The organism is Variovorax sp. OV084, from assembly GCF_900111625.1.
In the GTDB taxonomy this organism is placed as follows: Bacteria; Pseudomonadota; Gammaproteobacteria; order Burkholderiales; family Burkholderiaceae_C; genus Variovorax.
This window is the reverse complement of the sequence record NZ_FOII01000010.1, coordinates 122953-147655: the sequence shown is the minus strand read 5'-3', so window position 1 is coordinate 147655 and position 24703 is coordinate 122953. Positions and strand designations below refer to the sequence as shown.

The window sequence follows — 24703 nt, the reverse complement described above, 5'->3', positions numbered from 1 at the left end:
GCGCGGCCGGAGGCCCTTCGATGGAGCTGCGTCAGTTCAAGTACTTCGTTGCCATCGTGGATTGCGGCAGCCTGTCGCGCGCCGCGCAGCAACTCTTCATTGCACAGTCGGCATTGAGCAAGCAGATGGCCGAGCTCGAAGCCGAGCTCGGCACCCAGCTGCTGCTTCGCAGCCGCAACGGCGTGGCGATGACCGAGGCAGGCAAGGTCTTCTACGAGTACGCGCAGGGCATCACCAAGCAGGTAAGCGACGCCAAGGCCGCTGTGCACGTCGCGGCCGATTCGGTGGCGGGCTCGGTGGTGGCGGCGCTGCCGCAAAGCGTGTCGCCCATGATCGCGCTGCCGCTGATGCGTGCAGCGGCCCGGCGCTACCCCGACGTGGTGCTGCATCTGAACGAGGAACTCACCGGCAACATGGCCGACCAGCTGCTGCGCGGCCGGGTCGACGTGGCGGTGTTCTCGCCCGCCATGCCGGCGGAGGACATCCGGTTCGTCCCGCTGGTGGAAGAAGACTTCGTGTTCCTCGAATCGCCGCAGAGCCCGCATGCGTTGCCGCCCGGCGACGTGAGCATTGCGCAGGCTACTGCGCGGCCGCTGGTGTGGCCCGCCAATGCGCACGGCCACTGCACGCGTTGGCTGGTCGATGCGGTGCTGGAGCGTGAGGGGCATTCCACGGCGCAGGTGGCCGCGGAGATCAATTCGGTCTACACGCTGAAGGCGGCGGTGGAAGCGGGGCTCGGGCCGACCATCATGCCGTTCGGGCTCGCGCAGCGCGAAGTGCAGGAAGGCCGGCTTGTCGCGCATCGCATCGACTCGCCATCGATGTTTCGCACGCTCGGGCTGTGCGTGTCGGTGCATCTGCCGACCACGAACGCGAAGCGCGCCGTGTGCACGCTGATCGGCGACGTGGTGCGCGATCTGTGCGAGAGCGGGCAGTGGGCGGGCGCACGTGCCGTCGCGCCGGCGAAAGGGCCAAGGCCCTGACGCCCGGCCCTTCGTTTCAGGCGCGGCGCTTGCGGGCCGGCGCTGCGGCTTTGGCAGGGGCAGCGAACAGGCGCGAGATGGCCTGGCGCACATCGGCCTGCATGTTGTCGATGGCCTTCGCATCGCCCGACAGGTGCTTCAGCAGCGCCTGCTGGAACAGCCCGTCGAACAGCGCATAGGTGGCCGAGGGCGGCATGCCGGGCGTTTCGCCCGAGAGCTCGGCAAAGCGGCTCATGATGCGCCAGATCATGTCTTCGAGGCTCTTGTCGATCTGCACGACATCGGCGCGGAAGGCTTCTTCGAACAGCGCCTGCGAACGCAGGTCGTACCAGAGGCGATGCACGTGGCCTTCGTCGCACAGCGTGTCGCCAAGGCTTTGCAGGAAGCCCTCCATCAGCTCGTCGTAGGTGGTGGCGCTTTCCACCGCGTGGTCGTAGCGCGTGACGCAGCGCGCCTTGTACTGCTTGACGCTGCAGATGATCAGGTCGACCTTGTCGCTGAAGTAGTAGTGCAGAACGCCGTGAGAGAACTCCGAGTTCTGGGCGATCTCGCGCAGGCTGGTGCGTGCATAGCCCAGTGCTGCCAGCGTGGTCAGCGCGGCTTCGCCCAGTTCGGCGCGCCGTTCCGAGAATTTGTCGACCCGCGTCTTGGGCACTCGTTCAGCGTGTTTCTTTAGCCGTTGATGTGTCGTCATTGAAAGCCGGACCGCACGCATGCCGGCCCCTGTGTTCTTCGTGATTCCAAACCATAGCACGCAAGCGGAAGAACCCGCATCCGGCGTGCCACGCATGTCATTTTACGAAGTTTTGACAATCGTCAAAGAAAAACTTGACACCCGTAAAGTCGATTTCTACGATGACCGCTCCATCTCACAACACATCTACAGGAGACAAGTGATGGCCAAGTTCGACTTGAAAGGGCGCAAGGCCCTGGTGACGGGCGGTGCGCGCGGCATTGGTGCGGGCATTGCCGAAGCGCTGGCGGTGGCCGGCGCCTCCGTGATGATTGGCGACGTGCTCGCCGACCTGGGGCGCGAAACCGCTTCAAGGTTGTCTGCGTCTGGAGCGAAGGTGGGCTTCGTGCCGCTCGACGTCACGAAAGACGGCGACTGGGCCTCGGCCACCGAGACCACCGTCAAGGAACTCGGCGGCTTCGACATCCTCGTCAACAACGCCGGCATCGAGATCACTTCGCTGGTGATCGACGTCGACGGTGACGACCTGCGCCGCATGCTCGACGTGAACGTGGCCGGCACGCTGCTCGGCATGAAGCACGCGTTCCGTGCGATGCGTCCCGGTGGCGGCGCGGGTGGCGGCGGGGCGGTGGTCAACATCGCATCGGTCGCGGCGACCATCGCTTTCCCGGCCATTGCGGGCTACTCGGCGACCAAGTCCGCAGTCGATCGCGCCACGCGCGTCGCGGCCATGGAGTCCGGCAAGCTGGGCTACGGCGTGCGCGTGAACTGCATCTACCCGGGGCTGGTGCCCACCGACATGGGCATGAAGCTCGCCAGCGACATCGTCGCTGCGGGGCTCGCGCTCAGCGTCGAGGCGGCAGTGGGCGACGTGATCGGCCAGACGCCATTGGGCCGTCTCGGCGAAGTCGGCGACATGGCCGACGTGGTGGTCTTCCTCTGCTCCGATGCGGCCCGGTTCATCACCGGCGCCGGCATCGCGGTGGACGGCGGCATGGGCATGTGAGCGCACAAAAAGGAGACACAACATGAGCAGCAGCAAGAAGAAGCCCGTCGTCGTCTACGGCGCCTCCGGCTACACCGGGCGACTGGTGTGCGAATACCTGCGCGAATACAACATCCCCTTCGTTGCAGCGGGCCGCAGCGCGCAGAAGCTGGAAGCGGCGATGAAATCCAACGTGCCCGGCATCGAGACTGCGAGCTACGAAGTGGTGGAGGTGAAGCATTCGGTGACGGCGCTCACCGAGCTCTTCACCGGTGCCTCGGTGGTGCTCAACACGGTGGGGCCCTTCGCCAAGTTCGGCCCCGAGGTGGTCGAGGCCTGCCTGGCCGCCGGATGCCACTACACCGACACCACCGGCGAGCAGGACTGGCTCATCACGCTCGAACAGAAGTACGGCGCCAAGTTCGCCGCCGCGGGGCTGCTGCTCTCGCCCGGCCTGGCGCAGATGTACACCACCGGCGAGATCGCGGCGCAGCTGTGCCTGGAGACGCCCGGGCTCGACACGCTGGACATTGCCGTGTTCTGGGGCGGCAGCCCGACCATCGCGTCCACCCAGACCATCCTGGTCAACGCAGCCACGTCCAAGGCCTACTACCTGGAGCAGAACGAGTACGTGGAGTGGCAACCCGACGCGGGCCTGTACCACCTGTCGATTCCCGGCCAGCACGAGGCGGCACTGGCGCTGCCCTGGGGCGGCACCTCGCACCCGGTATGGTTCAAGCGCGATCCGCGCGTGGCCAATGTGAAGGTGCTCGGCGGGGTCTTCAACAAGGCGCTGATGCAGGGCGTGCCGCACATCGTGGCAGCCGCGCTCAAGGCCACCGAGGGCATGAACGACGAGGATCGCTACGCCGCACTGGCCCAGACGGCGGCAGGCGTGATGAACACCATGCCCCCGCGCGAGAACCCGCGCATCAACAAGTCCGTCGATTCGGTGCATGCCTCCGGTCCGCTGGGCCGCATGCACTGCGTGATCTTCGGGAATTGCAACTACAAGCAGACCGGCTTGTTGCAGGCCTATGCGGCGGCCTCGCTGCTGCAGCAGGCACCGCGCCGCGCCGGCTTCGCCTCGGGTTGCCAGGCCTTCGGGCACCGCGAGTTGCTGGGCGCGCTGCGCAGCTTCGGACTGGTGCAGGAGCCCGTGCTCACCCGGCTGGGCTGACTCCCATGCGCCTGATCGACTACCTGGACAAGGGCGCTTCGCTGGGAGCCGCGGCGCCCTGCCTGCGCATGGGGGCCGTGCTGCTGTCGTACGGCGACGTGCAGCGCTTCAGCTACCGCGTGGCGCGGGCGCTGCAGCGCAGCGGCATCGCCCCGGGCAGCAAGGTGGCGGTGCTGTCGGGCAACGACCCGGTCGCCTTTGCATGCGTCTTCGGGCTGTCGCGCGCTGCGGCCGTGTGGTGTCCGATCAATCCGCGCAACGAGGCTGCCGAGAACCGCTACGTGCTCGACGCCTTCGACTGCAGCTGCCTGATCTTCCACAGCAACTACGCACCGCTGGTCGAGCAGATGCGGGCCGACCTGCCCAAGGTGACGACGCTGGTCTGCCTCGACAAGGCGCAGCCCTTCGCGCCATCGCTCGACCAATGGCTGGGGGATGCCGGCGATGCGTCCATCGATGTGCCGGTGGTCGACGACGTTGCGATGATCGCCGGCACCGGCGGCACCACCGGCCAGCCCAAGGGCGTGATGCTGTCGGGGCGCAACCTCGAGGCGATGTCGGCGCTGACGCTGATGGGCTACCCCTTCGAGGGCCGGCCCGTCTACCTCGCGCTGGCACCGCTCACGCATGCGGCCGGCGTGCTGTGCCTGCCGGTGATGGCGCTGGGCGGGCAGGTCGTGATCATGCCCAAGCCCGACTTGGGCGAGTTCCTCGGCCTCATCGAAGAACACGGTGTCACCCACACCTTCCTGCCGCCCACGCTGATCTACATGCTGCTGCAGCACCCACAGCTGGCAGATGCGAAGCTCGATTCGCTGCAATGCTTCTGGTACGGCGCGGCGCCCATGTCGGCCGCGCGGCTCGAAGAGGCGCTGCAGAAGATCGGCCCCGTCATGGCCCAGCTCTTCGGCCAGACAGAGGCGCCGATGATGATCTCGATGATGTCGCCGCGCGACCACTTCAACAATGACGGCACCATCGCACACCAACGCCTGTCATCGGCCGGCCGGCCCGGGCCACTCGTGCAGGTAGGCGTGATGAACGGCGACGGCGCGCTACTGCCCACGGGCGAGAGCGGCGAGATCGTGGTGCGCGGCTCGCTCGTGATGCTCGGCTACTACAAGGACGCGCGCGCCACCGAAGAGGCCTCGCGCCACGGCTGGCACCACACCGGCGACATCGGCTACCTCGACACAGACGGCTTTCTCTACATCGTGGACCGCGCCAAGGACATGATCATTTCGGGCGGCTTCAACGTCTACTCTGCCGAGGTCGAGCAGGTGCTGATGCAGCACCCCGACGTGCAGGACAGCGCCGTCGTCGGCCTGCCCGACGAGAAGTGGGGCGAGCGCGTGGTGGCAGTGCTGCAACTGCATGCCGGGCGGCAACTGGACGTGGAGGAGATCAAGGCCTTCGTCAAGTCGCGCATCGGCAGCGTGAAGGCACCCAAGCAGATCGAGGTGTGGCTCGACCTGCCGCGCTCCAAGGTGGGCAAGGTGCTGAAGAAGGAAGTGCGCGCAGCGTTGCTGTCGGACGGAGAAGGGCAGAGACGGCGCTAGAAGCGAATGTCTCCGGGCATGACTCCCTTGAACGCCGACGGCGGGAGACTGCACGGCGCTACAGTGCCGCCATGCGCAAACACCTTTCCACAACCACCGGTCCCCAACGTCTTTTCTACGGCGCTGTCTCAGGCTGCGCTACCGCCGCGGCGTTGATGCCGGTGCCCATGAGCGGCATGGCGCGCGCGCTGGCCGGGTGGTGCGTGGCCGTGGTGGTCTACCAGGTGCTGTCGTGGTGGCTGGCCGATACCTTCGATGCGAAGCGCACGCGCGAACGGGCGCAGTCGCTCGACCAGCCCAACGTGGTGATCCTCGTCTCGATGCTGGTGGTGGTCGGCGCCAGCGTGGTGGCCATCGCCATGCTGCTGCAGCAGGTGAAGGCGCTGAGCGGCTGGGAGCGCGCGGCGCACGTGGCGCTCGGGCTGGTGGCGCTGGCGGGCTCGTGGCTGATGATGCACACGATCTATGCCTTTCATTACGCGCACCGCTACTACATCGACCAGAAGAGCGGCACGCCCGACGGCGGGCTCGACTTTCCGGGCAAGGACGACGCCCCCGACTACTTCGACTTTCTCTACTACTCGTACGTGATCGGCATGACCTCGCAGGTGTCCGATGTGCAGGCGACGTCGAAGGAGATGCGGCGCATCACGTTGCTGCACAGCGTGCTGGCCTTCGCGTTCAACATGCTGGTGCTCGCACTCTCGGTGAACGTCGTCGCGGGCGCCGTGTAGGCGCCCCGCCGAAGCGCGCTCAGGCCGAGGCCTTGCGGGGCGAGCCCAGCTTGACGATGCCCGTCGACAGCGCCACGCCGCAGACGATGACGGCCGCGCAGATCAGCATCCACTGCGTGATGTTCTCGCCGAGGAAGACCGCGCCGTAGAACAGCGCGAACACCGGCACCAGGAAGGTCACCGTCAGCGCGCGCGCCGGGCCGGCGCGTTCGATCAGCCGGAAGAACAGGATGTAGGCGACGCCCGTGCAAGCGATGCCGAGCGCCAGCAGCGCGAGCCACGCGCGCAGGCTGGGCATCTGCGCGGGCCAGAGCCAGAAGGCGGGCAGGGCGAGGAACAGCGTGGCGCCGATCTGGCTGCCGGTGGCGGTGGTCAGCGCGGGCACGCCGCCCAGATGGGCCCGCGTGGCGCTGGCCGAGATGCCGTAGCAAAGGCACGCACCCAGGCAGGCCAGCACCGCGAAGAGCGCGGCATTGCCGCTGGCGCCCGCATGCAGGCCGGCACTGCGGCTGGCGAGCATTGCCACGCCGGCAAAGCCGATCACCAGCCCGACGATGCGCGAACCCGCAGGCCGCTCGCGGAACCAGGCCCAGGCGACGAGCGCGCCGAACATCGGTGTCGTGGCATTGAGCACGGCGGCCAGGCCGGTGTTGATGGTCAGCAGCGCGAAACAGAACAGCGCGAACGGCATGCCCGAGTTGAAGACGCCGACCGCGAAGCTGGCCTTCCAGTGCTTGGCGAGAGACGGTCCCTGGCCGCGCAGCAGCGCGATGGGCAGCAGGAACAGCGCGGCAATGGCCACCCGCACCGCGGCCGTCGGCAGCGCGCCGAACTCCGCCGCGCCGATGCGCATGAAGAGGAAAGACGCGCCCCAGAGCGCGCCCAGCAGCACCAGGTCGATGAGCCAGGCGGTGGGTGCGAGGGGCTTGGTGGCTGCGATGTTGTTGTTCGTTGAGGTCATGCGTCTTTCGCTCTCTGTCTCTTCTTCGTTGGATGTTCTTACAACGCGCCTTCGAGCTCCAGAAGGGCGGTCTTGCGGTCGAGCCCCCCAGCGTAACCGGTCAGCGATCCGTCCGACCCCAGCACGCGGTGGCAGGGCACGATCACGCTGATCGGGTTGCGCCCCACGGCCGCGCCAACGGCGCGTACCGCGGCCGGGTTGCCCACGTTGACGCTGAGCGCGCCATAGCTCGTGGTGGCGCCCGCCGGAATGGCCAGCAGTTGCTGCCACACGCTCTGCTGGAACGCGGTGCCGTGCGACAGGTCGAGCTTCATGTCGAAGTTGTCGCGCTTGCCGGCGAAGTAGTCGTGCAGCTGCGCGGCCGCCTCGACCAGCGCGGGGTGGTCGTCCTTCGTGATCCAGCCGCTGGTGTCGGGCCAGTGGCGCTGCTGGTCGAACCAGACGCCGGCCAGGCCCTGGTCTGTGGCCGCCATCGTGATGCCGCCGAGCGGCGTGTCGATGTGCGAGGTGTAGATGACTTTGCTCTTGAATTTCATGACGTTTCAGGCGGCGAGGCCTGCCGTAGTGATGAGAGGGAGTTCCGCGGCCGCCGTTTCGGTGGCGGTCGCAGGAGTGGAAGAGGGCGCGTGCCATGCCCGCAGCACCGCATAGCTGCGCCACGGCCGCCAGGCTTGCGAGGCCTCGCCGGCAGCGCGCGCTGTGGTTACGCCCAGCGCCTTCTGCAGTGCCACGTCGCCGGCCGGAAATGCATCGGGCCAACGCAGCGCGCGCATCGCTATGTACTGCGCGGTCCAGGCGCCAATGCCGGGCAGCTCCTGCAGCGCCGCGATGGTGGAAGGCACGTCGGCCCCCGCATGCAGCGTCAGCTTGCCGGACGCGACTTCGCGTGCGATGGCGTGCAGGGCCGTCTGCCGCTGCCGCACGATGCCGAGCTGCCCCAGCGCATCGCCGCTCGCGGCGGCAATGGTCGCGGGCGTGGGAAACAGGCGGTTCAGCCCCTCGATGGGCGTAGCCAGTGGCTCGCCGAAGGCCTCGACCAGCCGCGAGCCCAGCGTGCGCGCCGCGGCCACCGTGATCTGCTGGCCCAGCACCGCGCGCACCGCCAGCTCGAAGCCATCGACCGTGCCCGGCACGCGCAGCCCGTCGCCGTGCGGAAAGGCCGCATGCAGCGCTGCATTGATGGCCATCGGCTCGGCGTCGAGGTCGAACAGCGCGCGTGCGCGGCTGATGACGATGGGCAGCACCGCGGCCAGTGAATCGCTGACCGACAGCAGCAGTTGCTCGCGTTCGAGGTCGAAGCGCAGTTGCAGCCAGCCCGCATGCGCCTGTCCGCCTTGCTGGACGCGCAGCGTGCGGTTCAGCTTTACATACGTGGGCGTGCTGCCCTTGGCGGGCTCCTTGCCGTCTGCCGTGGATACGACTTCGACGCCGCGCAACGCACGGCGCGCGAAGAAGCCCAGCATCGCGTTGGCGTCGTAGGGCGGGCGAAAGCCCAGCCGCACCTCGATGGCCTTGCCTTCGCCACCTTCGACGGTGGCGCCACCGGCGCGCCGCAGGGCGCTCGGGTTCAGGCCGTAGTGCTCCAGAAAGGCCGCATTGAATCGCCGCACGCTGGCGAAGCCGCTGGCCAGCGCCACCTGCGTCATCGGCAGGCGGGTGTCGGCGATGAGCTGCTTGGCGGCCAGCAGGCGGCGCGTCTGCAGATATTGAAGGGGCGAGACGCCGAACTGCACCTCGAAGATGCGCCGCAGGTGGCGGTCGCTCACGCCGAGCCGCGCCGCGATCTGCGCCGCGCCCGGGCCGTCTTCCGACCAGGCGTCGGGCTCGTCGATCAGCCGTGCCGCCTGCAGCGCGAGGATGCGCGAGGCGTCTTCGGTCGACCAGCTGGCTGCGCCTGAAGCACGAGGGGCCAGCTCGGGCCGGCAGCGCAGGCAGGGGCGAAAGCCCGCGGCCTCGGCCTGTGCCGCGTGGCGGAAGAACCGGCAGTTCTCGCGCCGAGGCAGCTTCACGCGGCAGACCGGGCGGCAATAGATGCCGGTGGAGGTCACGGCGGTGAAGAACGACCCGTCGAAGCGCGCATCATGCGTCTTCATCGCCAGGTAGCAGGCGTCGCTCTCGAGCGCTTCGGTAGGGGTGTGGCTGGTAGGCATGGGGAAATGATACGGTTTCGACTCGTTTCAACTGGCCGTTTTCGGACATGTGGGCATCTGGAGCCTTGCCTACAATGCCCCGTTTACAAAACCAACAGGGAAACGCCTTTCATGCAGCTCAGCGCGTCGATCTTCAAGGCCTATGACATTCGCGGCGTCGTGCCCGTCACTCTCGATACGGAGGTGGCGGAAGCGCTCGGCAGGGCCTTCGGCAGCGCAGCCCGCGCCGCCGGTGAGAAGTCGGTGGCCGTAGGTCGCGATGGCCGCCTGTCGGGCCCCGCGCTGGCAGAGGCGCTGATCAAGGGCCTGGTGGCCACCGGCGTCGAAGTGATCGACGTGGGCGCCGTCACCACCCCGATGCTGTACTTCGCGGCCCACACGCTGTGCAAGAGCGGCATCCAGGTCACCGGCAGCCACAACCCCAAGGACTACAACGGCTTCAAGATGGTGCTGGCCGGCCGCGCGATCTACGGCGACGAGATCCAGGGCCTGCGCAAGACCATGGAAGCTGGCACCGCTCAGCTCGCCCCAGGCGGTAGCGTGCGCAAGGTCGACGTGACCGAGGCCTACGTCAAGCGCATTGCCGGCGACATCAAGCTGGCGCGGCCGATGAAGATCGTGGTCGATTCGGGCAACGGCATCGCGGGTGCGTCGGCCCCTGCCATCTTCCGCGCCATCGGCTGCGAAGTGACCGAGCTGTTCAGCGAAGTCGACGGCGACTTCCCCAACCATCACCCGGACCCCAGCAAGCCCGAGAACCTCAAGGACCTGATGGCCGCGCTGGCCACCGGCGACGCCGAACTGGGCCTGGCCTTCGACGGCGACGGCGACCGCCTGGGCATCGTCACCAAGGACGGCCAGAACATCTTCCCCGACCGCCAGATGCAACTCTTTGCACAGGACGTGCTGTCGCGCGTGCCCGGCGGCACCATCATCTACGACGTGAAGTGCTCGCAGCGCCTGGCACCGGCCATCGAGGCAGCGGGCGGCGTGCCGATGATCTTCAAGACCGGCCATTCGCTCATCAAGGCGAAGATGAAGGAAATCGATTCGCCGCTGGGCGGCGAGATGAGCGGCCACATCTTCTTCAAGGAGCGGTGGTTCGGCTTCGACGACGGTACCTATGCGGGCTGCCGGCTGCTCGAGATCCTGAGCAAGAGCCCGAACGCGAGTGACGTGCTCAACGCGCTGCCCACCAGCTTCTCGACGCCCGAACTGAACGTGGCCTGCGCCGAAGGCGAGCCGCACGTGGTGGTCGACAAGCTCGTGAAGGGCGCGAGCTTCGCGGCCCCCGCCAAGGTTTCGACCATCGACGGCTTGCGCGTCGACTGGCCCGATGGCTTCGGCCTGATCCGCGCCTCGAACACCACCCCCGTGCTGGTGCTGCGCTTCGAAGGCCAGACCGATGCCGCATTGAAGCGCATCGAAGCCGAGATGCTGGCTCTGTTGAGAACCGTCAAGCCCGACGCCAAGCTGGCTGAAGCCTCTCATTGAACTGAGCCCGTGCGTTCCCTGCTGCTTCGCCTCTACGGCGTCTTCACCACCGTCGTGCAACCGCTCGTGCGCCGCAAGCTGCGGCGCCGCGCCGAGGCCGAGCCGGGCTATGGCGTGGCTGTGGAAGAGCGCTTCGGCCATTACGACGAAGCCACCACCGGCCAGGCCCAGTGCTGGGTGCATGCGGTTTCGCTCGGCGAGACGCGTGCGGCCGCCATCCTGATCGCCGAGCTGCGGCGGCAGTACCCGGGCATTCCGATCCTGCTCACGCATGGCACCGCCACCGGCCGCGAAGAAGGCGCCAAGCTGCTCGAACCCGGCGACACGCAGGTCTGGCAGCCGTGGGACACGCCGGGCGCGGTGGCGCGTTTTCTTGACAAGTTCCAGCCGCGCATCGGCGTGCTGATGGAAACCGAGGTCTGGCCCGAGATGGCCGCCGCGTGCGCCGAGCGCCATATTCCGCTGGTGCTGGCCAACGCGCGGCTCAACGAGAAATCGCTGGCCTCGGCCGAACGGCTTGCATGGCTGGCGCGGCCCGCGTACTCGGCGCTCACCGCCGTGTGGGCGCAGACCGAGGCCGATGCGCACCGCCTGGTGTCGCTCGGCGCCAAGGTGGCCGGCATCTACGGCAACCTCAAATTCGACGCCACGCCCGATGCGCGCCAGCTGAACGCGGCCGTGTCGCTGCGCGAGCGCCTGCCCAAGCCGATGGTCGTGCTCGCAAGCTCGCGCGACGGCGAAGAGCGACTGCTGCTCGAAGTGCTCAAGCGCTTCGGCGCAACCTCGCCCGTGCCGCCCGAGCAGGGCGCGATCCGCTCGATTGCCAAGCGCGTGCACGACGTGCAATGGATGATCGTGCCGCGCCATCCACAACGCTTCGACGAAGTGGCGGCGCTGATCGAGGTCGAGGGCTTTGCCGTCGCGCGCCGCAGCGCGGCGGGCCAGCCTTCCGACGCCGAGATCTGGCTCGGCGATTCGCTGGGCGAAATGGCGCTGTACTACGGCCTGGCCGACGTGGCGCTGCTGGGCGGCAGCTTCGAGCCGCTGGGCGGCCAGAACCTGATCGAGCCGGCGGCCTGCGGTTGCCCGGTGATCATGGGCCCGTCGACCTTCAACTTCGCCGAGGCGGCGCAGCTGTCGCTGGCGGCCGGTGCGTCGCTGCGGGTCGAGGGCATGGAACAGGCCGTGACGGCCGCGCTGAAGCTGGTCGAGAACCCCGAGCGCCGCGCCACGATGGCGCAGGCCGCGCTAGCGTTCTCTTCATCGAACCGCGGGGCTGCCGAGCGCACAGCGGCCGCGGTGCTGGCGATTGCGCAGGCGGCGGAGCCGGTGACGGCGGCAGGCGAGCCGCTGGACGAAGAGCCAACGCGGGCCGAGCCCACGCTGGACTGACTGCGGCGCGCGCTCAGCGCACCGGCGGGTTCAGGATCACCGGCGGCACGGGTGCTGTCGGCATCGTCGGCGCCGGCGGATTGAACGGCTGCACCGGCACCGGCGGGATCACCGGAATGCTCGGCGGCGTCACGGTTGTCGCAGGCGGCACCGAGGTGCTGCGATCAGGCCCGGTGGCCGGAGGCACGGCCGGCACGCTGCCGTTGCTCGCCAGCGTCGCGTTGATCGCATTCATGTCGTCGGTCGTCAGCGTGCCGTTGGCCTGGCGCAGCTTCAGGTTGCCAAGCAGCACGTTGTAGCGCGCCTGCGCCAGGTCGCGTTTGGTCTGGTACAGCTGGCTTTGCGAGTTCAGCACGTCGATGTTGATGCGCACGCCCACCTGGTAGCCGAGCCGGTTGGCGTCGAGCGCGCTCTGGCTCGACGCCTCGGCCGCTTCCAGCGCCTTCACCTGTCCCGCGCCGGAGACGAGCCCGAGGTAGGCCGCGCGGGTGGCCTGCGCCACGCTGCGGCGGGTGCCGTCGAGCACGCTGCGCGACTGGTCTTCGAGCGCCAGTGTTTCCTTGATGCGGTTTTCGGTGGCGAAGCCTGCGAACAGCGGCAGGTTGAAGGTCACGCCGACCGTGGTCGCGTTGACGCGGGTGCCCACGGTGCTGGTGCTGGTGCCCGTCGGGTTGCGCGTGACGTTGTAGCCCAGGTTGGCGTCGAGCGTGGGCTTGTGGCCGGCCTTGGCCTTGTCCACTTCGAGCCCGGCCACGTCGAGGCCCAGGCGGGCCTGCTGGATCGAGGGATGCACCTCGTCGGCCTGTGCGACCCAGGCGTTGATGTCCGCGGGCACGGCGGCGGGCAGCACCACCGGCACCCGCAGCGGCACCGGCACGCTGCCGGGGCGGCCGACCAACTGGTCGAGCACGATCTTCTTCACCTGCAGGTCGTTCTCGGCCGCAATCTCCTGCGCGATCACGAGGTCGTAGCGGGCCTGCGCCTCGCGCGAGTCGGTGATGGTGGAGGTGCCGACCTCGAAGTTGCGCTTGGCCGACGCCAGCTGCTCGGCCACGGCGACCTTCTGCGCGCGCACGAGCGCCAGGCTGTCCTGGCTTGCGAGCACGTCGAAATACGCCTGGCTCACGCGCACGATCAGGTCTTGCTCGGCAATGGTGAGCACCGCCTGAGCGATGTCGGCCTGGCGCTTGCCCTGCTCGTACGTGGCCCAGTTGGCCGGCCGGTAAAGCGGCTGCGTGGCGTTGATGCCGACGTTCTGCGTGTTGAAGTCGCGCGGCGTGGTGGTGCCGCGGCCGCTGCCCGTGAGGGTGTCGATGTCGAGGTCGCTGCGCGTCACGCCGGCCGTGAGCCCCACGGCGGGAAGGATGCCGGCCTTGGCCTGCGCGGCACGCGCGACGTTGGCCTCGTACTGGGCCCGTGCGCCCTGGTAGGTGGCGTCGTAGCCGCGGGCGGCGTCATAGAGTTCGTTCAGTGTCTGGGCCTGGGTCAGGGCCGGCGTTGCGAGCAGGGCTGCGAAGATGCTTGCGAGCGCTGCGGAAAGAGGCGAAAGCCGGGGCCTGGAAGGCATTGAACGTCCTTGAAGAAAGAATCAGTAGCGCGGGACCGAGGGGTCGTGCGAAGACCAGGCGTCGATGCCGCCCGCCACGTTGGCGAGCTGGTCAAAGCCGTTCTGGTTCAAAAAGGCGGCCACGCGCTGGCTGCGCGCGCCGTGATGGCACAGGCATGCAATTCGAAGTTCGGGCTGGCCGCCATTCAGTTCGGCCAGCCGCCCGGGAATCTCGTTCATCGGAATCGCCACCAGGGTGAAGCCCTGGGGCGCGACGCTCGCCGTCTGCAGTTCCCAGGGCTCGCGCACGTCGAGCAGCACGGGGGTGGCATCGGCGTTCTGGGCGAACCAGGCGGCAAGGTCGGCGGGGCGGACTTGGTCGATCATTCGGTCAACCGCCGGCTCAGAACGAGAAGCGCGAGGGCTCGGGGAAGTTCAGCAGGCGCGGGGCCACGATGTCCCAGGGCTGGATGGTGTCCCACTTGCTTTCGCTCGAGCGGGTGACGAAGTGGGCGCGCATCATCGGCTCTTCGCCCACGATGGCCGAGAGGCGGCCGCCGACCTTGAGCGAACCCAGCAGGTTCTGCGGAATGCGTGCGACCGAGCCGCTGAGCACGATCACGTCGAAGCTCGGGCCGCTGGCCAGGGGCACGGCGCCGTCGGCATTGCGCACTTCGACGTTGGTCACGCCGTTGCGGCGCAGCGTCTCGGCGGCGCGGGCGGCCAGCACGGGGTTGATTTCAAGCGACAGCACCTGGGCGGCGCGGGCGCCCAGCAGGGCGGCCATGAAGCCGGAGCCGGTGCCGATCTCGAGCACCGATTCGTGCTTCTGGATGTGCAGGTCCTGCAGCGTGCGTGCCTCGACCTTGGGCGACAGCATGAATTCGCCAGGCACGGAGCCGTCGAGCAGGGGCAGTTCCATGTCGAAGAAGGACAGCGTGCGGTGTTCTTCCGGCACGTAGTCTTCGCGGTGGATTTCGGCCAGCAGTTCGAGGATGTCCGTTTCCAGCACATCCCAGGGGCGGATCTGCTGTTCGATCATGTTGAAGCGCAAGCGCTCGAGGGTGGGGGTGGGGTTCATGGCGTGGTTTTCCTAGTGGGCTCAGGACAAACCTTCAATTTTAGGTGCCGGCGGTGACACCGGCGGCACGCTCGGCCTTCCGGGGTGCGCGCTGAGCCCGTTGATCACCACGTCGGCCTGCACGGCGACGTACTTTTCGGGGTCGAGCGCCGATGCGCCGTCGACGCAGACCATGGCCGAATGCTTCCAGAGCATGAGGAAGACCATGGGCGCCACCACCGAATAGATCGCGTGGTCGATGTCCATCGGCGCGAACTCGCCGCTGTCGATGCCGCGCTTGAAAATGCGCCGCAGCAGCTCGTGGCCGGGCCGGACCACCTCGCGGCGGTAGAACTCCGCCAGTTCGGGAAAGTTGGCGCCCTCGCTCATCATGAGCTTGGTCAGGCCCGAGGCCTGGGTCTTGCCGACGCGCTCCCACCACACGCTCATGCAGTAGCGCAGCATCTCGGCCGTGGTGCCTTCGAAGGCCTCGAACTCGGCATTCCACTCCGTGAAACGGCCGCCGAGGTTTTCCATGACCACGGCCTTGAACAGCTCTTCCTTGCTCGGAAAGTAAAGAAAGAGGGTGCCCTTGGAGACGCCGGCGCGCGCCGCCACTTCCTCGGAACGGGTGGCGGCAAAGCCCTTTTCGACGAACAGATCGAGCGCGGCGGCCAGCAGCTCGCCGGGACGCGCCTCTTTCCGGCGCTCGCGCTTGGCGTGCACCGGGCAGATCTTTTCGACGAAGGAGCGGGGCGTGGGCATGGTGTTAATGACTCGCGGGTTAGTAATGTAGTGACCGGCATCCGTCACGTCAAGCCGCGACAATATCGGGTTCGTCTTTTTCCAACCTGCCGGAGCAGCACCATGTCCACTTCACCGTCGCCGACCGAAACCATCGTGCTGGGCGGTGGCTGCTTCTGGTGCACCGAGGCGGTGTTCGACCGGGTTCAGGGCGTGCTGGACGTGGAATCGGGCTATTGCAACGGCCAGACCGTCAACCCGACCTATGAGCAGGTCTGCACCGGCCGCACCGGCCATGCCGAGGTGGTGAAGCTCGATTTCGACTCGGCGCAGATCAGCCTGCGTGAAATCCTCGAAATCTTCTTCGTCGTGCACGACCCGACCACGCTCAACCGCCAGGGCAACGACGTCGGCACCCAGTACCGCAGCGGCATCTACTACACCAGCGACGCCCAGAAAGAGGTGGCCGAAGGGGTCATCCGCGAGATCGAGGCCAGCAAGACCTATCACTCGCCCGTCGTCACCGAAGTGGCAAAGCTCGCCAACTACTCGACAGCCGAGGCCTACCACCAGGACTACTTCCTGAACAACCCGAACCAGGGCTACTGCGCATTCGTCGTGGGTCCGAAGGTCGAGAAGTTCCAGAAGACCTTCGCCTCGCGCCTGAAAGCCTGACCGGCCATCAAGACTCGCGCCCTGTGCACCTCGCCATCCATCAACCCCGGACCCGTTCGACCCGCGCGCTCGTCATCGCGCTGATGGTCGCGGTGTGGTTCGCGGGCACGCTGGGGCTGATGCACCGCTCGCTGCATGTTCCGGGCCTGCCGGCCGCTGCGGAGCAGGCCGCGCAGGTTGCCCACAAGCATGCGGGCCACCATCTGGCCGGGCTGTTCGGCGAGCACACCGACGCCGAGTGCCGCCTGTACGACCAGCTCTCGCACGGCTCCAGTGTGCCCGGCGTGCCGCTGGTGGTGCTGCCGATGCTGCTGCCGTCGGCCACCTTTGCTTTCCTGCAGGGCGAGGTCATCGCCCGCTGGGTCGCGCTGTTCGACGCGCGCGGCCCGCCTTCCACTCGCTGAATCCCCTGTGTTCCGACTGCTGCACCCGCTTCTTGCGTGGTGGCGGCTGGTCGTCCCTTGATTCAACGAGTGTCCATTCATGTCCCATAACTTCCGTCGCAACGCCATTGGCGTTGCCGTTCTTTCGCTCGCCGCTTTCGCGAGCCAGGCCCAGGCCCAGACGCAGACTCCTGATGCTGCCCAGGCCCAACCCGCCGACGCCACCAGCCTGCGCGAAGTCACCGTCACCGGCAACCCGCTCGGCGCCAGCGACCTGATCGCGCCGACCACCACGCTGTCGGGCGACAAGCTGCTGCTGCGCTCCCAATCGACGCTCGGCGAAACGCTCGACAACGTGCCCGGCGTGAGCAGCAGCTACTTCGGCCCCAACGCCAGCCGCCCGATCATTCGCGGCCAGGACGGCGACCGCATCCGCATCCTGCAGAACGGCGGCGGTGCGCCCGACGCCTCGGCGCTGAGCTACGACCACGCCGTGCCGGTCGATGCACTGGTGACCGACCGCATCGAGGTGCTGCGCGGCCCCTCGGCGCTGCAGTACGGCGGCAGCGCCGTCGGCGGCGTGGTCAACGTGATCGACAACCGCATTCCGACGGAACCGATCAACGGCTTCGGCGGCCGCGCCGACCTGGGTTACTCCACCGGCAACAAGGAGAAGAACGGCGGCGTGGTGCTCGAAGGCGGCAACGACCGCCTGGCGATCCACGTCGACGCCTTCAACCGCGACTCGAAAGACGTGTCGGTGCCGATCACGCTCGAATGCAGCAAGCCCGGCTCGCCGTGGACTGCGCGCAAGATCTGCAACTCGGCCAACGAAGCGCACGGCGGCGCCGTCGGCGGCACGATGTTCTTCGACCAGGGCTACATCGGCGCCTCGGTCAGCACCTATCGCAGCAAGTACGGCACCGTGGCTGAAGACGACGTGACCATCGGCATGAAGTCCGACCGCTATGCGATCGAAGGCGAGTGGCGCCCGGGCGGCTTCATCAGCAGCATCCACGCGAAGCTGAGTCATACGGACTACCGCCACACCGAGTTCGAGGGCGGCGAAGCCGGCACCACGTTCTCGAACATGAGCAACGACCTGCGCATCGAGGCGCGCCACCAGAAGATCGGCAACTTCGAAGGCCTGGTCGGCTTCAGCAGCGAAACCAACCGCTTCGCCGCCGACGGCGAGGAGGCCTTTGCGCCGCACAGCCGCACGCGCTCCAATGCGCTGTTCATGTACGAGGAATACGGCACTTCATGGGGCCGCCTGAGCTTCGGTGCGCGCACCGAGCAGGTCCGCATCCGCTCGCTGGGCTACCCGGACGATCCGACGGTCACGCGTTTTGCAGTCGGCGAGCGCACCTTCAATCCGCACAGTGCGGCCTTCGGTGCGCTGGTCAACCTCGCGCCGCAGTGGCAGCTGACTTCGAACCTCGCCTACACCGAGCGCGCGCCGAAAGACTACGAGCTGCTGGCCAACGGCCCCCACGTGGCAACGGCCGCATGGGAGGTGGGCGACCCCAATCTGAAGAAGGAAAAGTCGACCGGCCTCGACCTGGGCGCGCAATGGAAGTCGGGCCCCAACACGGCCCGCGTGAACGCGTATGTCACGCGCTTCAGCAACTACATCGGCCTGACGGCATCGGGGCGCAACCTCGATGAAGAGGGCAATGTGGCCGAGCCTGGCGCCACCGACACGCTGGCCGAGTACGTCTACAGCGGCGTGCGCGCGCGCTTCACCGGCATCGAGGCCAACGGCAACTTGCGCCTGCTGGGCACTGACGGCTTCGCACGCATGGGCGATGCGGGCACGCTCGACCTCGAGTGGCGCGGCGACATCGTGCGCGCGAAGAACCTCGACACCGGCGAGCCGCTGCCGCGCATCGCGCCGCTGCGCCTGGGCGCAACGCTGGCCTATGCCAACGGCCCGTGGGGCGCGCGCTTCGGCTTCGATTACAACGCGGCGCAGCACCGCATTCCGTCGGTGGGTGCGCGCGAAACCGATGCATACACGCTGTGGAATGCGGCCATCACCTACCGCATGAAGGTGCAGCGCGCCAACCTCACCTGGTATGCGCGCATGGACAACATCACGAACAAGCTGGCCTACAGCGCGACCTCGATCCTGACGACGACGGTGTATCCGAACGCGCCGTTGCCGGGGCGGACGCTGAAGGTCGGCCTGCGCGTGACGTTCTAAGGGCGTTGGGGAAGGAGGGCGGCGGCGAGGACGAAAGAGTCCCTCGGCTATCCTCGCCGAGTGAATTCCATCGTCATCTCCTCGCTCCTCCCCGTCGTCCTACTCATTGCTGTCGGCTATCTGGCAGGCAAGCGCCGCTGGATCGGCGGCAATGCGGTGAAAGACTTGTCGCACCTCATCTTCCTGCTGCTCGCGCCTGCGCTGCTGTTCCGCGCGATGAGCACGGTGCACGTCGAGCAGTTGAGCCTCAAGCCCGTGGCGGCGTACTTCCTCGCCTCGGGCCTGCTGTTCGCGGGCACGCTGGCGCTGCGCGGGTTCAACCGCACGGCGGCGGTGCTCGCGCTGGCCAACACCTACAGCAACACCGTGATGATCGGCATCGCGCTGATCGGCCTCGCATACGGCGAGGAGGGCATGGTGGTGCTGCTCACGTTGATCTCGCTGCATTCGCTGGTGCTGCTGACGAGCGCTACGGTGGTGCTGGAGCTGGCCGTCGCGCGCGAGCAGGCCGGCGCCGCTGGCGCAGACAAGCGGCCGTCGATGGCGCGCACCGTGATGCGCGCGCTGCGCAACGCCATCATTCACCCCGTGCCGATGCCGATCATCGCGGGCCTGTTGTTCGCGCAGACCGGGCTGGTCATGCCCGAGGTCATCGACAAGCCGATCCAGCTGCTGGGCCAGGCTTTCGGGCCGATCGCGCTGGTGATGGTGGGCATCACGCTCGCGCTCACGCCCATCGGCCGGCACTGGCGCGGCGCGCTGGTGCAGGCGCTTGTGAAGAACCTGCTGCATCCACTGCTGGTGGCTGTCATCGGCTGGCTGCTGGGCGTGCGCGGCATTCCGCTCACGGTGATGGTTGTGGCAGCGGCGCTGCCCATTGGCGCCAACGTGTTCCTGTTCTCGCAGCGCTACCGCACGTCCGAAGACCTGGTGACGGCCAGCGTCGCTGTGTCGACGGTGCTGGGGCTCGTCACGCTCACGCTCGTGATGATGTGTGTGCAGTGGCTGCCCTGAGTCCTTCGGTCTCTTCTCCTTGGCGTTGAGCGGACTTTCGCCTTAGAGCGCTTCGCCGCGTGCCTATGCCGTTTGGCAGGGTGGCCGTTTGGCGAGATGGCGCGGGGCCGCTGGCACCCTACATTTGCCGGCTGATGATTCACCCGGCGCGCTCTTCGCCCCTTCTTGCTATGGCGGTGGTCGCGACGGTGATCGCGCTGCACGGCCGTCCCGCGCAGGCCGCGGAGCCCGCTGGCGCGGCCAAGCCGTGCCGCACGCCGTGCCTGTCGGCGAACGTGCCGCGCGAGCCGGCCGAGCCGTCGCCCGCCGAGAAGTCTGAAAAGACCGACGAGGCGCCATCGAAGTCGAAGCCGGTGATCAGGACGCGCGCACAGCAGCCGGCCGCACCGCCGTCACCGCCGCCAGTGCAACGCGAAGCCGCCGCGCCGCGCGCCGCGCCATCGAAGCGCTGCAGCGAAATCAACATGCGCGCCGCCGTCGGCGAGCCGCTGTCGGACCAGGACATGAAGACATTGAGGAGCCAATGCTGATGACGACCACCACCCAACGAGTCCGCGTGGCACTGCGCGTGTTCACGCTGTGCGCAGCCGCCGTACTTGCCGCCGCCTGCGCGCACCGCCCCGCGCCCGGCAACGCCATGCCCTTCGACCAGGCCATGAACCAGGCGGTGGATGACCTGATGGTGCAGACGCAGAAGCTGCCGGCCTTCCTGGCCAAGGTGGAGTCGACGCTCACGCAGCGCCGCATCGTGATCGATCCGCTGCTCGAAGGCGCGAGCGGCCAGCAGACCGAGGTGACGCGCGTGGCGGAACAGCGCATCGTCCAGCGCATGCAGGCGCAGTTCAAGCAGTTCACCGTCACGCCGTTCAACGCCAGCGAGATCGGCAACGCACAGTACGTGCTGAACGGCACGCTGGTGCGCGACAAGGACGCCTCGGGCGGGCCGTACCGGCTGAACCTTGCGCTGACCGAGATCAAGAGCGGCGTGGTGATTGCTCAGTCGGTCACGCGCATCAGCGATGCCACGCTCGACACGCGGCCCACCGCCTTCTTCCGCGACAGTCCAGTGAACGGCAAGGACCGCGGCGTCGAGGGCTACATCCGCACCGCGGAGACCCAACCCGGCCAGGCCGCCGACGCGCTGTACCTGGAGCGCCTGCCGACCTCGACCGTGCTGCAGGAAGCCACCGCTGCCTACGAGGCCGGCCGCATGAGCGAGGCGCTGAGCCGCTACGAGGCCGCGTCGAAACGGCCCGACGGCCAGCAGCTGCGCATCTACAGCGGGCTGTACCTCACGCAATCGCAGCTCGGCCGCACTGCCGATGCCGAGAAGACCTTCGGCACCATCGCGCGCCTGGGGCTCGAAACCAACAACCTGAGCGTGAAGTTCCTGTTCAAGCCGGGCTCGACCGACTTCCTCTCCGACCCGAAGATCAGCACTGCCTATCCGATGTGGCTGCGCCAGATCGCGCGGCAGGCGGCGCAGATCGATTCGTGCGTGGTGGTCACGGGCCACACGAGCCGCACGGGCTCGGAAGCGGTGAACGAGCGGCTGTCGTTGCAGCGCGCGGTGAGCGTGAAGGCCCGGCTGGTGGGCGAGGCGCCGCCGCTGTCGAAGAAGCTGCGCGAATCGGGCATGGGCTTTCGCGAGAACATCGTCGGCACAGGGGCCGACGATGCGAGCGACGCGCTGGACCGGCGCGTCGAATTCAAGGTCGTAGGCTGCGAGGCCTGACGACGCGGCGGCTCAGGGGGCGAGGCGCTCGCGCACCCAGTCGCTGCCTTCGAGCCGGTAGCGCAGCCGGTCATGCAGCCGGCTCTTGCGGCCTTGCCAGAATTCCCAGCGGTCGGGCACCAGCCGATAGCCGCCCCAGTGCGGCGGGCGCGGCGGCGAGAGCAGGTGCTTGGCGGCGAACACGGCTGCGTTCTTCACCAGCACGTCGCGTCCGCTGATCACTTCGCTCTGCGGGCTGGCCCAGGCGCCGATGCGCGAGTCGAGCGGTCGGCTTGCGAAGTAGGCGTCGCTCTCTTCGGCGCCCGCCTTCTCGACGCGGCCCTCGATGCGCACCACGCGCTCCAGCTCGACCCAGTGGAACTGCATCGACGCATACGGATTGCCCGACAGCTCGCGGCCCTTGCGGCTTTCGTAGTTGGTGTACCAGACGATGCCGCGCGCGTCGTAGCCCTTGATGAGAACGATGCGGCTCGACGGCCGCAGGTCGCTGCCCACGGTGCACAGCGTCATCGCGTTGGGCTCGGGCACCTGCGCGTCGATGGCTTCGGTGAGCCAGCGTTCGAACTGCTTCAGCGGATCGCCGGCGCTGTGGGCCTCGCCGAGTTCTGCGCGCTCGTAGCTCTTGCGCAGTGCCGCCAGTGCGTCATTGGAGAGAGGAGAAGTCATGCCGGGATTGTTGCGCACATACTCGGCCCATGACGACACAGAAGGCGAATTCCCCGGTAGTGATCGTGCTGGCCTCGGGCCGCGGCGAGCGCTTCATCGCGGCCGGCGGCACGGGATCGAAGCTGAAGGCGCTGCTCGCCGGCAAGCCGGTGCTGGAGCGCACGCTCGACGCGGTGCGCGCCAGCGGCCTGCCGTGGCATGTGGAAGACGCGGGGCACCCCGGCATGGGCGACTCGATCGCGGCTGCCGTGCGCGCCACGTCCGATGCGCAGGGCTGGCTGATCCTGCCGGGCGACCTGCCGCTGGTGCTGCCCGCGACGCTGCAGGCGGTTGCAGCCGCCCTTGGCGGCCGGGTGAATGCCGTGCAGCCGCAGTACCGGGGAGAGCGCGGGCATCCGGTGGGCTTTGCCGCCGGGTGCGGCGCGCAGCTCGCTACCTTGGAGGGAGGCCTCGGCGCATCGTCCATCCTGCGGTCGATGCGCGCCATCGATTCGGTCGCCGACCTGGCGGTGGACGATGTCGGCGTGGTCACCGACATCGACACGCCCGAGGCGCTGGCGCAGGCCGAGGCGCTGTGGCTGGCGCGCGTGAACGCCTAGCCTTTTCTATTCGATCAGGGCTTGGCGATCACGGCGCAGGCGATGCGCGGGCCCGAGTTGCCTGCCGGCTGCGTCGTGAAATCGTCGGGGTCGCGGTGCACCACCAGCGCACGGCCGACCACGCTGTTGGCAGCGCCCGGGGTCAGCGAGATCGCGTGGTCTTCCACGCTGAAGCGTGCCATGCCGTTGGCGTCGGCGCGCAGGCTCGGCAGTTCGCCGGCATGGCTGCCTGGCGCGGCGAACTTGCCGTGCGTGCCGCCGGTCGGGTTGAAGTGGCCGCCCGAGGCATTGCCGTTGTCGCCGCAGTCGCCCTTTTCGTGGATGTGGAAGCCGTGCTCGGTGCCCGGCACCAGGCCGCGCACCTCGCCCGACACGCGCACGCCGTGCTCGAGGGCGGTGAAGGTCACCGTGCCGCGCGTCGGGTTGGGCGTGATCGCGGCTGTCGGCACCAGTTCGACGGCCGTGCTCGGCTTGCCGCCCATGCTGCCGCAGGCGGCCAGGAGGGCCGAGGCGAGGAGGGCGGTGCCGGTGGCGATGAGACGACGTTGGTTCATGTGTTTTCCTTGGAAGGTCCGGAAGATTGGGATGATTCGGATTTGTCTGGAGACCCCGGAACATATACCGGAGCCTGCGGTGCATCGCAATCAGCAGCGTTCCCTGACTGGCGCTGCTCCTGTTCCTTCGCCGCGGCCAGCGCCACCAGCCGCGCCAGCGCGGCGTCGTGGATCGAATGCCGCTGCAGCTCCAGCAGCGTCTGCTGCGCGTAGTCGAGCGAGCTGCCGTAGCGGCCCACCGCGTGGGCGAAGATGTGGCGGTAGCGCTCGTCGCTGAGTTCGCCCGTGAAGTTGGGGCTGCGCCGCGACAGCGTGAACGCCAGCGCGCGCACATGGCCTTCGGCCGTGCCGCATTGCAGCCACCTGGGGTCGTACACGCCGGTCGGCATCTCGCGCAGCCAGAGCCGGCGCAGGGTTTCGAGGCCCTCGGCCTTCGGCACGCGGAACACCATGCCGCGGCAGCTGCCGCCCGAGAGCAGTCCGAACACGAGGCCCGGTGTCTGCACGCTGCCGCGGTTCACGCGGCTCCACATCTTCAGCGCGCGGTGCCAGCCGTGCACCCAGGCCGGCCGGCGCTCGGTAAAACCGAACTCGGGCCGCCATATCAGCGAGCCGTAGCCGAAGAGCCAGAGGTCCTCATGCCCGCCCCAGTCGGCGATGGCGCGCTCGAGCATCGGCTGCGGGTCGCGCAGGGGCTTGGGCATGGGGTCGAGTCCCGGCGGACCGGGGTTCGGCGCAGGGTCCGACACGGGGGTGTCAGGGCCGACGCCTACAATTTCCTGATCATGGTTCACCGCACCATTATTTACCGACCTCTTTCCTACGGAGCAAGACCCGCAATGAGCGACGACGACAGCCAGCAGAATTTCATCATCGGATTCGTCATGGCGCTGATCGCCCTGGTGATCTTCTTCGTGGTGGGCATCGTGCTCTGGCACAAGGGGCACAACCCGGCGGCCGCCAAGCCCGCTGCGGCAGTGACGATCTCGGCGCCGGCCCCCAGTGCGGCACCCAAGGTGGCCGAAGTCACCGAGACGGTGACGGTCACGATTCCCGACGGCGCCAGCGTCCGCGTGGTCGACGGCGTGGTGAGCTTCTACTTCGCGACCGGCAGCGCCGATCTCGCACCGGGCGCCGCCGAAGCACTGGCCGCGGTCATCAAGGGCGTCGAAAGCGGCCGCAAGGCGGTGATCTCGGGCTTCCACGACACCACCGGCGACGCCGCCATCAACGAACAGCTCGCGAAGAAGCGCGCCGAGATGGTGCGCGACGTGCTCGTGGGCCTGGGCGTTCCGGCGGCCAAGGTCGACCTGCAGAAGCCCGCCGTGACGGCCGGCACTGGCAACAACGCCGAGGCGCGCCGCGTCGAGGTGAAGCTGGTCGACTGAG

At 67.9% G+C, this 24703-nt stretch carries 26 protein-coding genes; 15 read left to right on the top strand and 11 right to left on the bottom strand.

What is annotated here, in order from left to right:
- The first annotated feature begins 20 nt into the window (after positions 1–20).
- On the top strand, positions 21–983 hold the full coding sequence (locus BMW87_RS23140; protein WP_093058230.1) for a LysR substrate-binding domain-containing protein: 963 nt from the start codon (positions 21–23) through the stop codon (positions 981–983).
- A 16-nt stretch (positions 984–999) separates the two neighbouring features.
- Here the strand turns inward: BMW87_RS23140 and BMW87_RS23135 are convergent, their stop codons facing one another.
- Positions 1000–1638 (bottom strand): TetR/AcrR family transcriptional regulator, encoded by a 639-nt coding sequence (locus BMW87_RS23135; protein WP_218149768.1) that lies wholly within the window; start codon positions 1636–1638, stop codon positions 1000–1002.
- 241 nt (positions 1639–1879) lie between these two features.
- Here BMW87_RS23135 and BMW87_RS23130 point away from each other — a divergent pair, with 241 nt between their 5' ends.
- The 4 genes from BMW87_RS23130 (at position 1880) to BMW87_RS23115 (ending at position 6135) form a co-directional block, all read left to right on the top strand.
- Positions 1880–2683, top strand: a complete 804-nt coding sequence (locus BMW87_RS23130; RefSeq protein ID WP_093078860.1) for an SDR family NAD(P)-dependent oxidoreductase — start codon at positions 1880–1882, stop codon at positions 2681–2683.
- Between the two features lie 22 nt (positions 2684–2705).
- On the top strand, positions 2706–3842 hold the full coding sequence (locus tag BMW87_RS23125; RefSeq protein WP_093078858.1) for a DUF5938 domain-containing protein: 1137 nt from the start codon (positions 2706–2708) through the stop codon (positions 3840–3842).
- Between the two features lie 5 nt (positions 3843–3847).
- Complete coding sequence (locus tag BMW87_RS23120) at positions 3848–5401, top strand: AMP-binding protein (protein WP_093078857.1); 1554 nt, start codon at positions 3848–3850, stop codon at positions 5399–5401.
- Between the two features lie 71 nt (positions 5402–5472).
- Positions 5473–6135 carry a DUF1345 domain-containing protein gene (locus BMW87_RS23115; RefSeq protein WP_093058235.1) on the top strand — a complete coding sequence of 221 codons (663 nt, stop codon included), beginning with the start codon at positions 5473–5475 and terminating at the stop codon, positions 6133–6135.
- Positions 6136–6154: 19 nt separating this feature from the next.
- On the opposite strand, the gene BMW87_RS23110 is transcribed toward BMW87_RS23115, so the two are convergent.
- Genes BMW87_RS23110 through BMW87_RS23100 form a run of 3 tightly spaced genes read right to left on the bottom strand, consistent with a single transcriptional unit; the run spans position 6155 to position 9246 of the window.
- The gene (locus BMW87_RS23110) at positions 6155–7096 is read right to left on the bottom strand and encodes a DMT family transporter (RefSeq protein ID WP_093078855.1); all 942 of its coding nucleotides are present in this window, start codon (positions 7094–7096) and stop codon (positions 6155–6157) included.
- Between the two features lie 38 nt (positions 7097–7134).
- A complete protein-coding gene (locus tag BMW87_RS23105) occupies positions 7135–7632 on the bottom strand; it encodes a methylated-DNA--[protein]-cysteine S-methyltransferase (protein ID WP_093078854.1) in 498 nt (165 codons plus the stop codon).
- 6 nt (positions 7633–7638) lie between these two features.
- Entirely contained in the window at positions 7639–9246 is a 1608-nt protein-coding gene (locus BMW87_RS23100; RefSeq protein WP_093078853.1) for a DNA-3-methyladenine glycosylase 2 family protein, read from the bottom strand.
- Between the two features lie 111 nt (positions 9247–9357).
- Here BMW87_RS23100 and BMW87_RS23095 point away from each other — a divergent pair, with 111 nt between their 5' ends.
- Positions 9358–10740: a phosphomannomutase/phosphoglucomutase gene (locus BMW87_RS23095; protein WP_093058239.1), complete on the top strand. Its 1383-nt coding sequence runs from the start codon at positions 9358–9360 to the stop codon at positions 10738–10740.
- A 9-nt stretch (positions 10741–10749) separates the two neighbouring features.
- Positions 10750–12132 carry a 3-deoxy-D-manno-octulosonic acid transferase gene (locus tag BMW87_RS23090; protein ID WP_093078851.1) on the top strand — a complete coding sequence of 461 codons (1383 nt, stop codon included), beginning with the start codon at positions 10750–10752 and terminating at the stop codon, positions 12130–12132.
- 13 nt (positions 12133–12145) lie between these two features.
- On the opposite strand, the gene BMW87_RS23085 is transcribed toward BMW87_RS23090, so the two are convergent.
- The 4 genes from BMW87_RS23085 to BMW87_RS23070 are packed head-to-tail and all read right to left on the bottom strand — an operon-like array spanning position 12146 to position 15503.
- Positions 12146–13699 (bottom strand): TolC family outer membrane protein, encoded by a 1554-nt coding sequence (locus BMW87_RS23085; RefSeq protein WP_093078850.1) that lies wholly within the window; start codon positions 13697–13699, stop codon positions 12146–12148.
- A 21-nt stretch (positions 13700–13720) separates the two neighbouring features.
- On the bottom strand, positions 13721–14065 hold the full coding sequence (locus BMW87_RS23080; protein ID WP_093078848.1) for a rhodanese-like domain-containing protein: 345 nt from the start codon (positions 14063–14065) through the stop codon (positions 13721–13723).
- A gap of 16 nt (positions 14066–14081) precedes the next feature.
- Entirely contained in the window at positions 14082–14759 is a 678-nt protein-coding gene (locus BMW87_RS23075; protein ID WP_093058243.1) for a protein-L-isoaspartate O-methyltransferase family protein, read from the bottom strand.
- 21 nt (positions 14760–14780) lie between these two features.
- Positions 14781–15503, bottom strand: a complete 723-nt coding sequence (locus BMW87_RS23070) for a TetR/AcrR family transcriptional regulator (RefSeq protein ID WP_093078846.1) — start codon at positions 15501–15503, stop codon at positions 14781–14783.
- Positions 15504–15605: 102 nt separating this feature from the next.
- Here BMW87_RS23070 and msrA point away from each other — a divergent pair, with 102 nt between their 5' ends.
- The 6 genes from msrA (at position 15606) to BMW87_RS23040 (ending at position 21495) form a co-directional block, all read left to right on the top strand.
- Positions 15606–16157, top strand: coding sequence for a peptide-methionine (S)-S-oxide reductase MsrA (gene msrA / locus BMW87_RS23065; RefSeq protein WP_093078845.1), 552 nt, complete (start codon positions 15606–15608; stop codon positions 16155–16157).
- Between the two features lie 23 nt (positions 16158–16180).
- Entirely contained in the window at positions 16181–16561 is a 381-nt protein-coding gene (locus BMW87_RS23060) for a hypothetical protein (RefSeq protein WP_093058246.1), read from the top strand.
- A gap of 79 nt (positions 16562–16640) precedes the next feature.
- Positions 16641–18746 (top strand): TonB-dependent receptor, encoded by a 2106-nt coding sequence (locus BMW87_RS23055; protein WP_093078843.1) that lies wholly within the window; start codon positions 16641–16643, stop codon positions 18744–18746.
- Positions 18747–18806: 60 nt separating this feature from the next.
- Positions 18807–19760 carry an AEC family transporter gene (locus tag BMW87_RS23050; protein WP_093078842.1) on the top strand — a complete coding sequence of 318 codons (954 nt, stop codon included), beginning with the start codon at positions 18807–18809 and terminating at the stop codon, positions 19758–19760.
- Positions 19761–19894: 134 nt separating this feature from the next.
- Complete coding sequence (locus BMW87_RS35150) at positions 19895–20290, top strand: hypothetical protein (RefSeq protein ID WP_218149767.1); 396 nt, start codon at positions 19895–19897, stop codon at positions 20288–20290.
- Positions 20284–21495, top strand: coding sequence for an OmpA family protein (locus tag BMW87_RS23040; RefSeq protein WP_093078839.1), 1212 nt, complete (start codon positions 20284–20286; stop codon positions 21493–21495). Before BMW87_RS35150 ends, BMW87_RS23040 begins: the two co-directional genes overlap by 7 nt.
- Before the next feature lie 12 nt (positions 21496–21507).
- On the opposite strand, the gene pdxH is transcribed toward BMW87_RS23040, so the two are convergent.
- Entirely contained in the window at positions 21508–22161 is a 654-nt protein-coding gene (gene pdxH / locus BMW87_RS23035; RefSeq protein WP_093078837.1) for a pyridoxamine 5'-phosphate oxidase, read from the bottom strand.
- Positions 22162–22190: 29 nt separating this feature from the next.
- Between pdxH and BMW87_RS23030 the strand changes: the two genes are divergently transcribed.
- The gene (locus tag BMW87_RS23030; protein WP_093078836.1) at positions 22191–22760 is read left to right on the top strand and encodes a nucleotidyltransferase family protein; all 570 of its coding nucleotides are present in this window, start codon (positions 22191–22193) and stop codon (positions 22758–22760) included.
- Between the two features lie 14 nt (positions 22761–22774).
- Here the strand turns inward: BMW87_RS23030 and BMW87_RS23025 are convergent, their stop codons facing one another.
- Both BMW87_RS23025 and BMW87_RS23020 read right to left on the bottom strand, forming a co-directional pair.
- Positions 22775–23314: a superoxide dismutase family protein gene (locus BMW87_RS23025; protein ID WP_093078834.1), complete on the bottom strand. Its 540-nt coding sequence runs from the start codon at positions 23312–23314 to the stop codon at positions 22775–22777.
- Complete coding sequence (locus tag BMW87_RS23020; RefSeq protein WP_093078912.1) at positions 23311–24018, bottom strand: gamma-glutamylcyclotransferase; 708 nt, start codon at positions 24016–24018, stop codon at positions 23311–23313. The genes BMW87_RS23025 and BMW87_RS23020 overlap by 4 nt, the downstream gene beginning before the upstream one ends.
- A 135-nt stretch (positions 24019–24153) precedes the next feature.
- Here BMW87_RS23020 and BMW87_RS23015 point away from each other — a divergent pair, with 135 nt between their 5' ends.
- Positions 24154–24702 carry an OmpA family protein gene (locus BMW87_RS23015; RefSeq protein WP_093078833.1) on the top strand — a complete coding sequence of 183 codons (549 nt, stop codon included), beginning with the start codon at positions 24154–24156 and terminating at the stop codon, positions 24700–24702.
- Position 24703 lies beyond the last annotated feature (1 nt).

Bases quoted from the DNA above. Each gene is read 5' to 3' on its own strand.
- BMW87_RS23140 (WP_093058230.1), top strand. From the start codon at position 21: ATGGAGCTGCGTCAGTTCAAGTACTTCGTTGCCATCGTGGATTGCGGC.
- BMW87_RS23130 (WP_093078860.1), top strand. From the start codon at position 1,880: ATGGCCAAGTTCGACTTGAAAGGGCGCAAGGCCCTGGTGACGGGCGGT.
- BMW87_RS23125 (WP_093078858.1), top strand. From the start codon at position 2,706: ATGAGCAGCAGCAAGAAGAAGCCCGTCGTCGTCTACGGCGCCTCCGGC.
- BMW87_RS23120 (WP_093078857.1), top strand. From the start codon at position 3,848: ATGCGCCTGATCGACTACCTGGACAAGGGCGCTTCGCTGGGAGCCGCG.
- BMW87_RS23115 (WP_093058235.1), top strand. From the start codon at position 5,473: ATGCGCAAACACCTTTCCACAACCACCGGTCCCCAACGTCTTTTCTAC.
- BMW87_RS23110 (WP_093078855.1), bottom strand. From the start codon at position 7,096: ATGACCTCAACGAACAACAACATCGCAGCCACCAAGCCCCTCGCACCC.
- BMW87_RS23105 (WP_093078854.1), bottom strand. From the start codon at position 7,632: ATGAAATTCAAGAGCAAAGTCATCTACACCTCGCACATCGACACGCCG.
- BMW87_RS23100 (WP_093078853.1), bottom strand. From the start codon at position 9,246: ATGCCTACCAGCCACACCCCTACCGAAGCGCTCGAGAGCGACGCCTGC.
- BMW87_RS23095 (WP_093058239.1), top strand. From the start codon at position 9,358: ATGCAGCTCAGCGCGTCGATCTTCAAGGCCTATGACATTCGCGGCGTC.
- BMW87_RS23085 (WP_093078850.1), bottom strand. From the start codon at position 13,699: ATGCCTTCCAGGCCCCGGCTTTCGCCTCTTTCCGCAGCGCTCGCAAGC.
- BMW87_RS23080 (WP_093078848.1), bottom strand. From the start codon at position 14,065: ATGATCGACCAAGTCCGCCCCGCCGACCTTGCCGCCTGGTTCGCCCAG.
- BMW87_RS23075 (WP_093058243.1), bottom strand. From the start codon at position 14,759: ATGAACCCCACCCCCACCCTCGAGCGCTTGCGCTTCAACATGATCGAA.
- BMW87_RS23070 (WP_093078846.1), bottom strand. From the start codon at position 15,503: ATGCCCACGCCCCGCTCCTTCGTCGAAAAGATCTGCCCGGTGCACGCC.
- msrA (WP_093078845.1), top strand. From the start codon at position 15,606: ATGTCCACTTCACCGTCGCCGACCGAAACCATCGTGCTGGGCGGTGGC.
- BMW87_RS23055 (WP_093078843.1), top strand. From the start codon at position 16,641: ATGTCCCATAACTTCCGTCGCAACGCCATTGGCGTTGCCGTTCTTTCG.
- BMW87_RS35150 (WP_218149767.1), top strand. From the start codon at position 19,895: ATGATTCACCCGGCGCGCTCTTCGCCCCTTCTTGCTATGGCGGTGGTC.
- BMW87_RS23040 (WP_093078839.1), top strand. From the start codon at position 20,284: ATGCTGATGACGACCACCACCCAACGAGTCCGCGTGGCACTGCGCGTG.
- pdxH (WP_093078837.1), bottom strand. From the start codon at position 22,161: ATGACTTCTCCTCTCTCCAATGACGCACTGGCGGCACTGCGCAAGAGC.
- BMW87_RS23030 (WP_093078836.1), top strand. From the start codon at position 22,191: ATGACGACACAGAAGGCGAATTCCCCGGTAGTGATCGTGCTGGCCTCG.
- BMW87_RS23025 (WP_093078834.1), bottom strand. From the start codon at position 23,314: ATGAACCAACGTCGTCTCATCGCCACCGGCACCGCCCTCCTCGCCTCG.
- BMW87_RS23020 (WP_093078912.1), bottom strand. From the start codon at position 24,018: ATGCCCAAGCCCCTGCGCGACCCGCAGCCGATGCTCGAGCGCGCCATC.
- BMW87_RS23015 (WP_093078833.1), top strand. From the start codon at position 24,154: ATGAGCGACGACGACAGCCAGCAGAATTTCATCATCGGATTCGTCATG.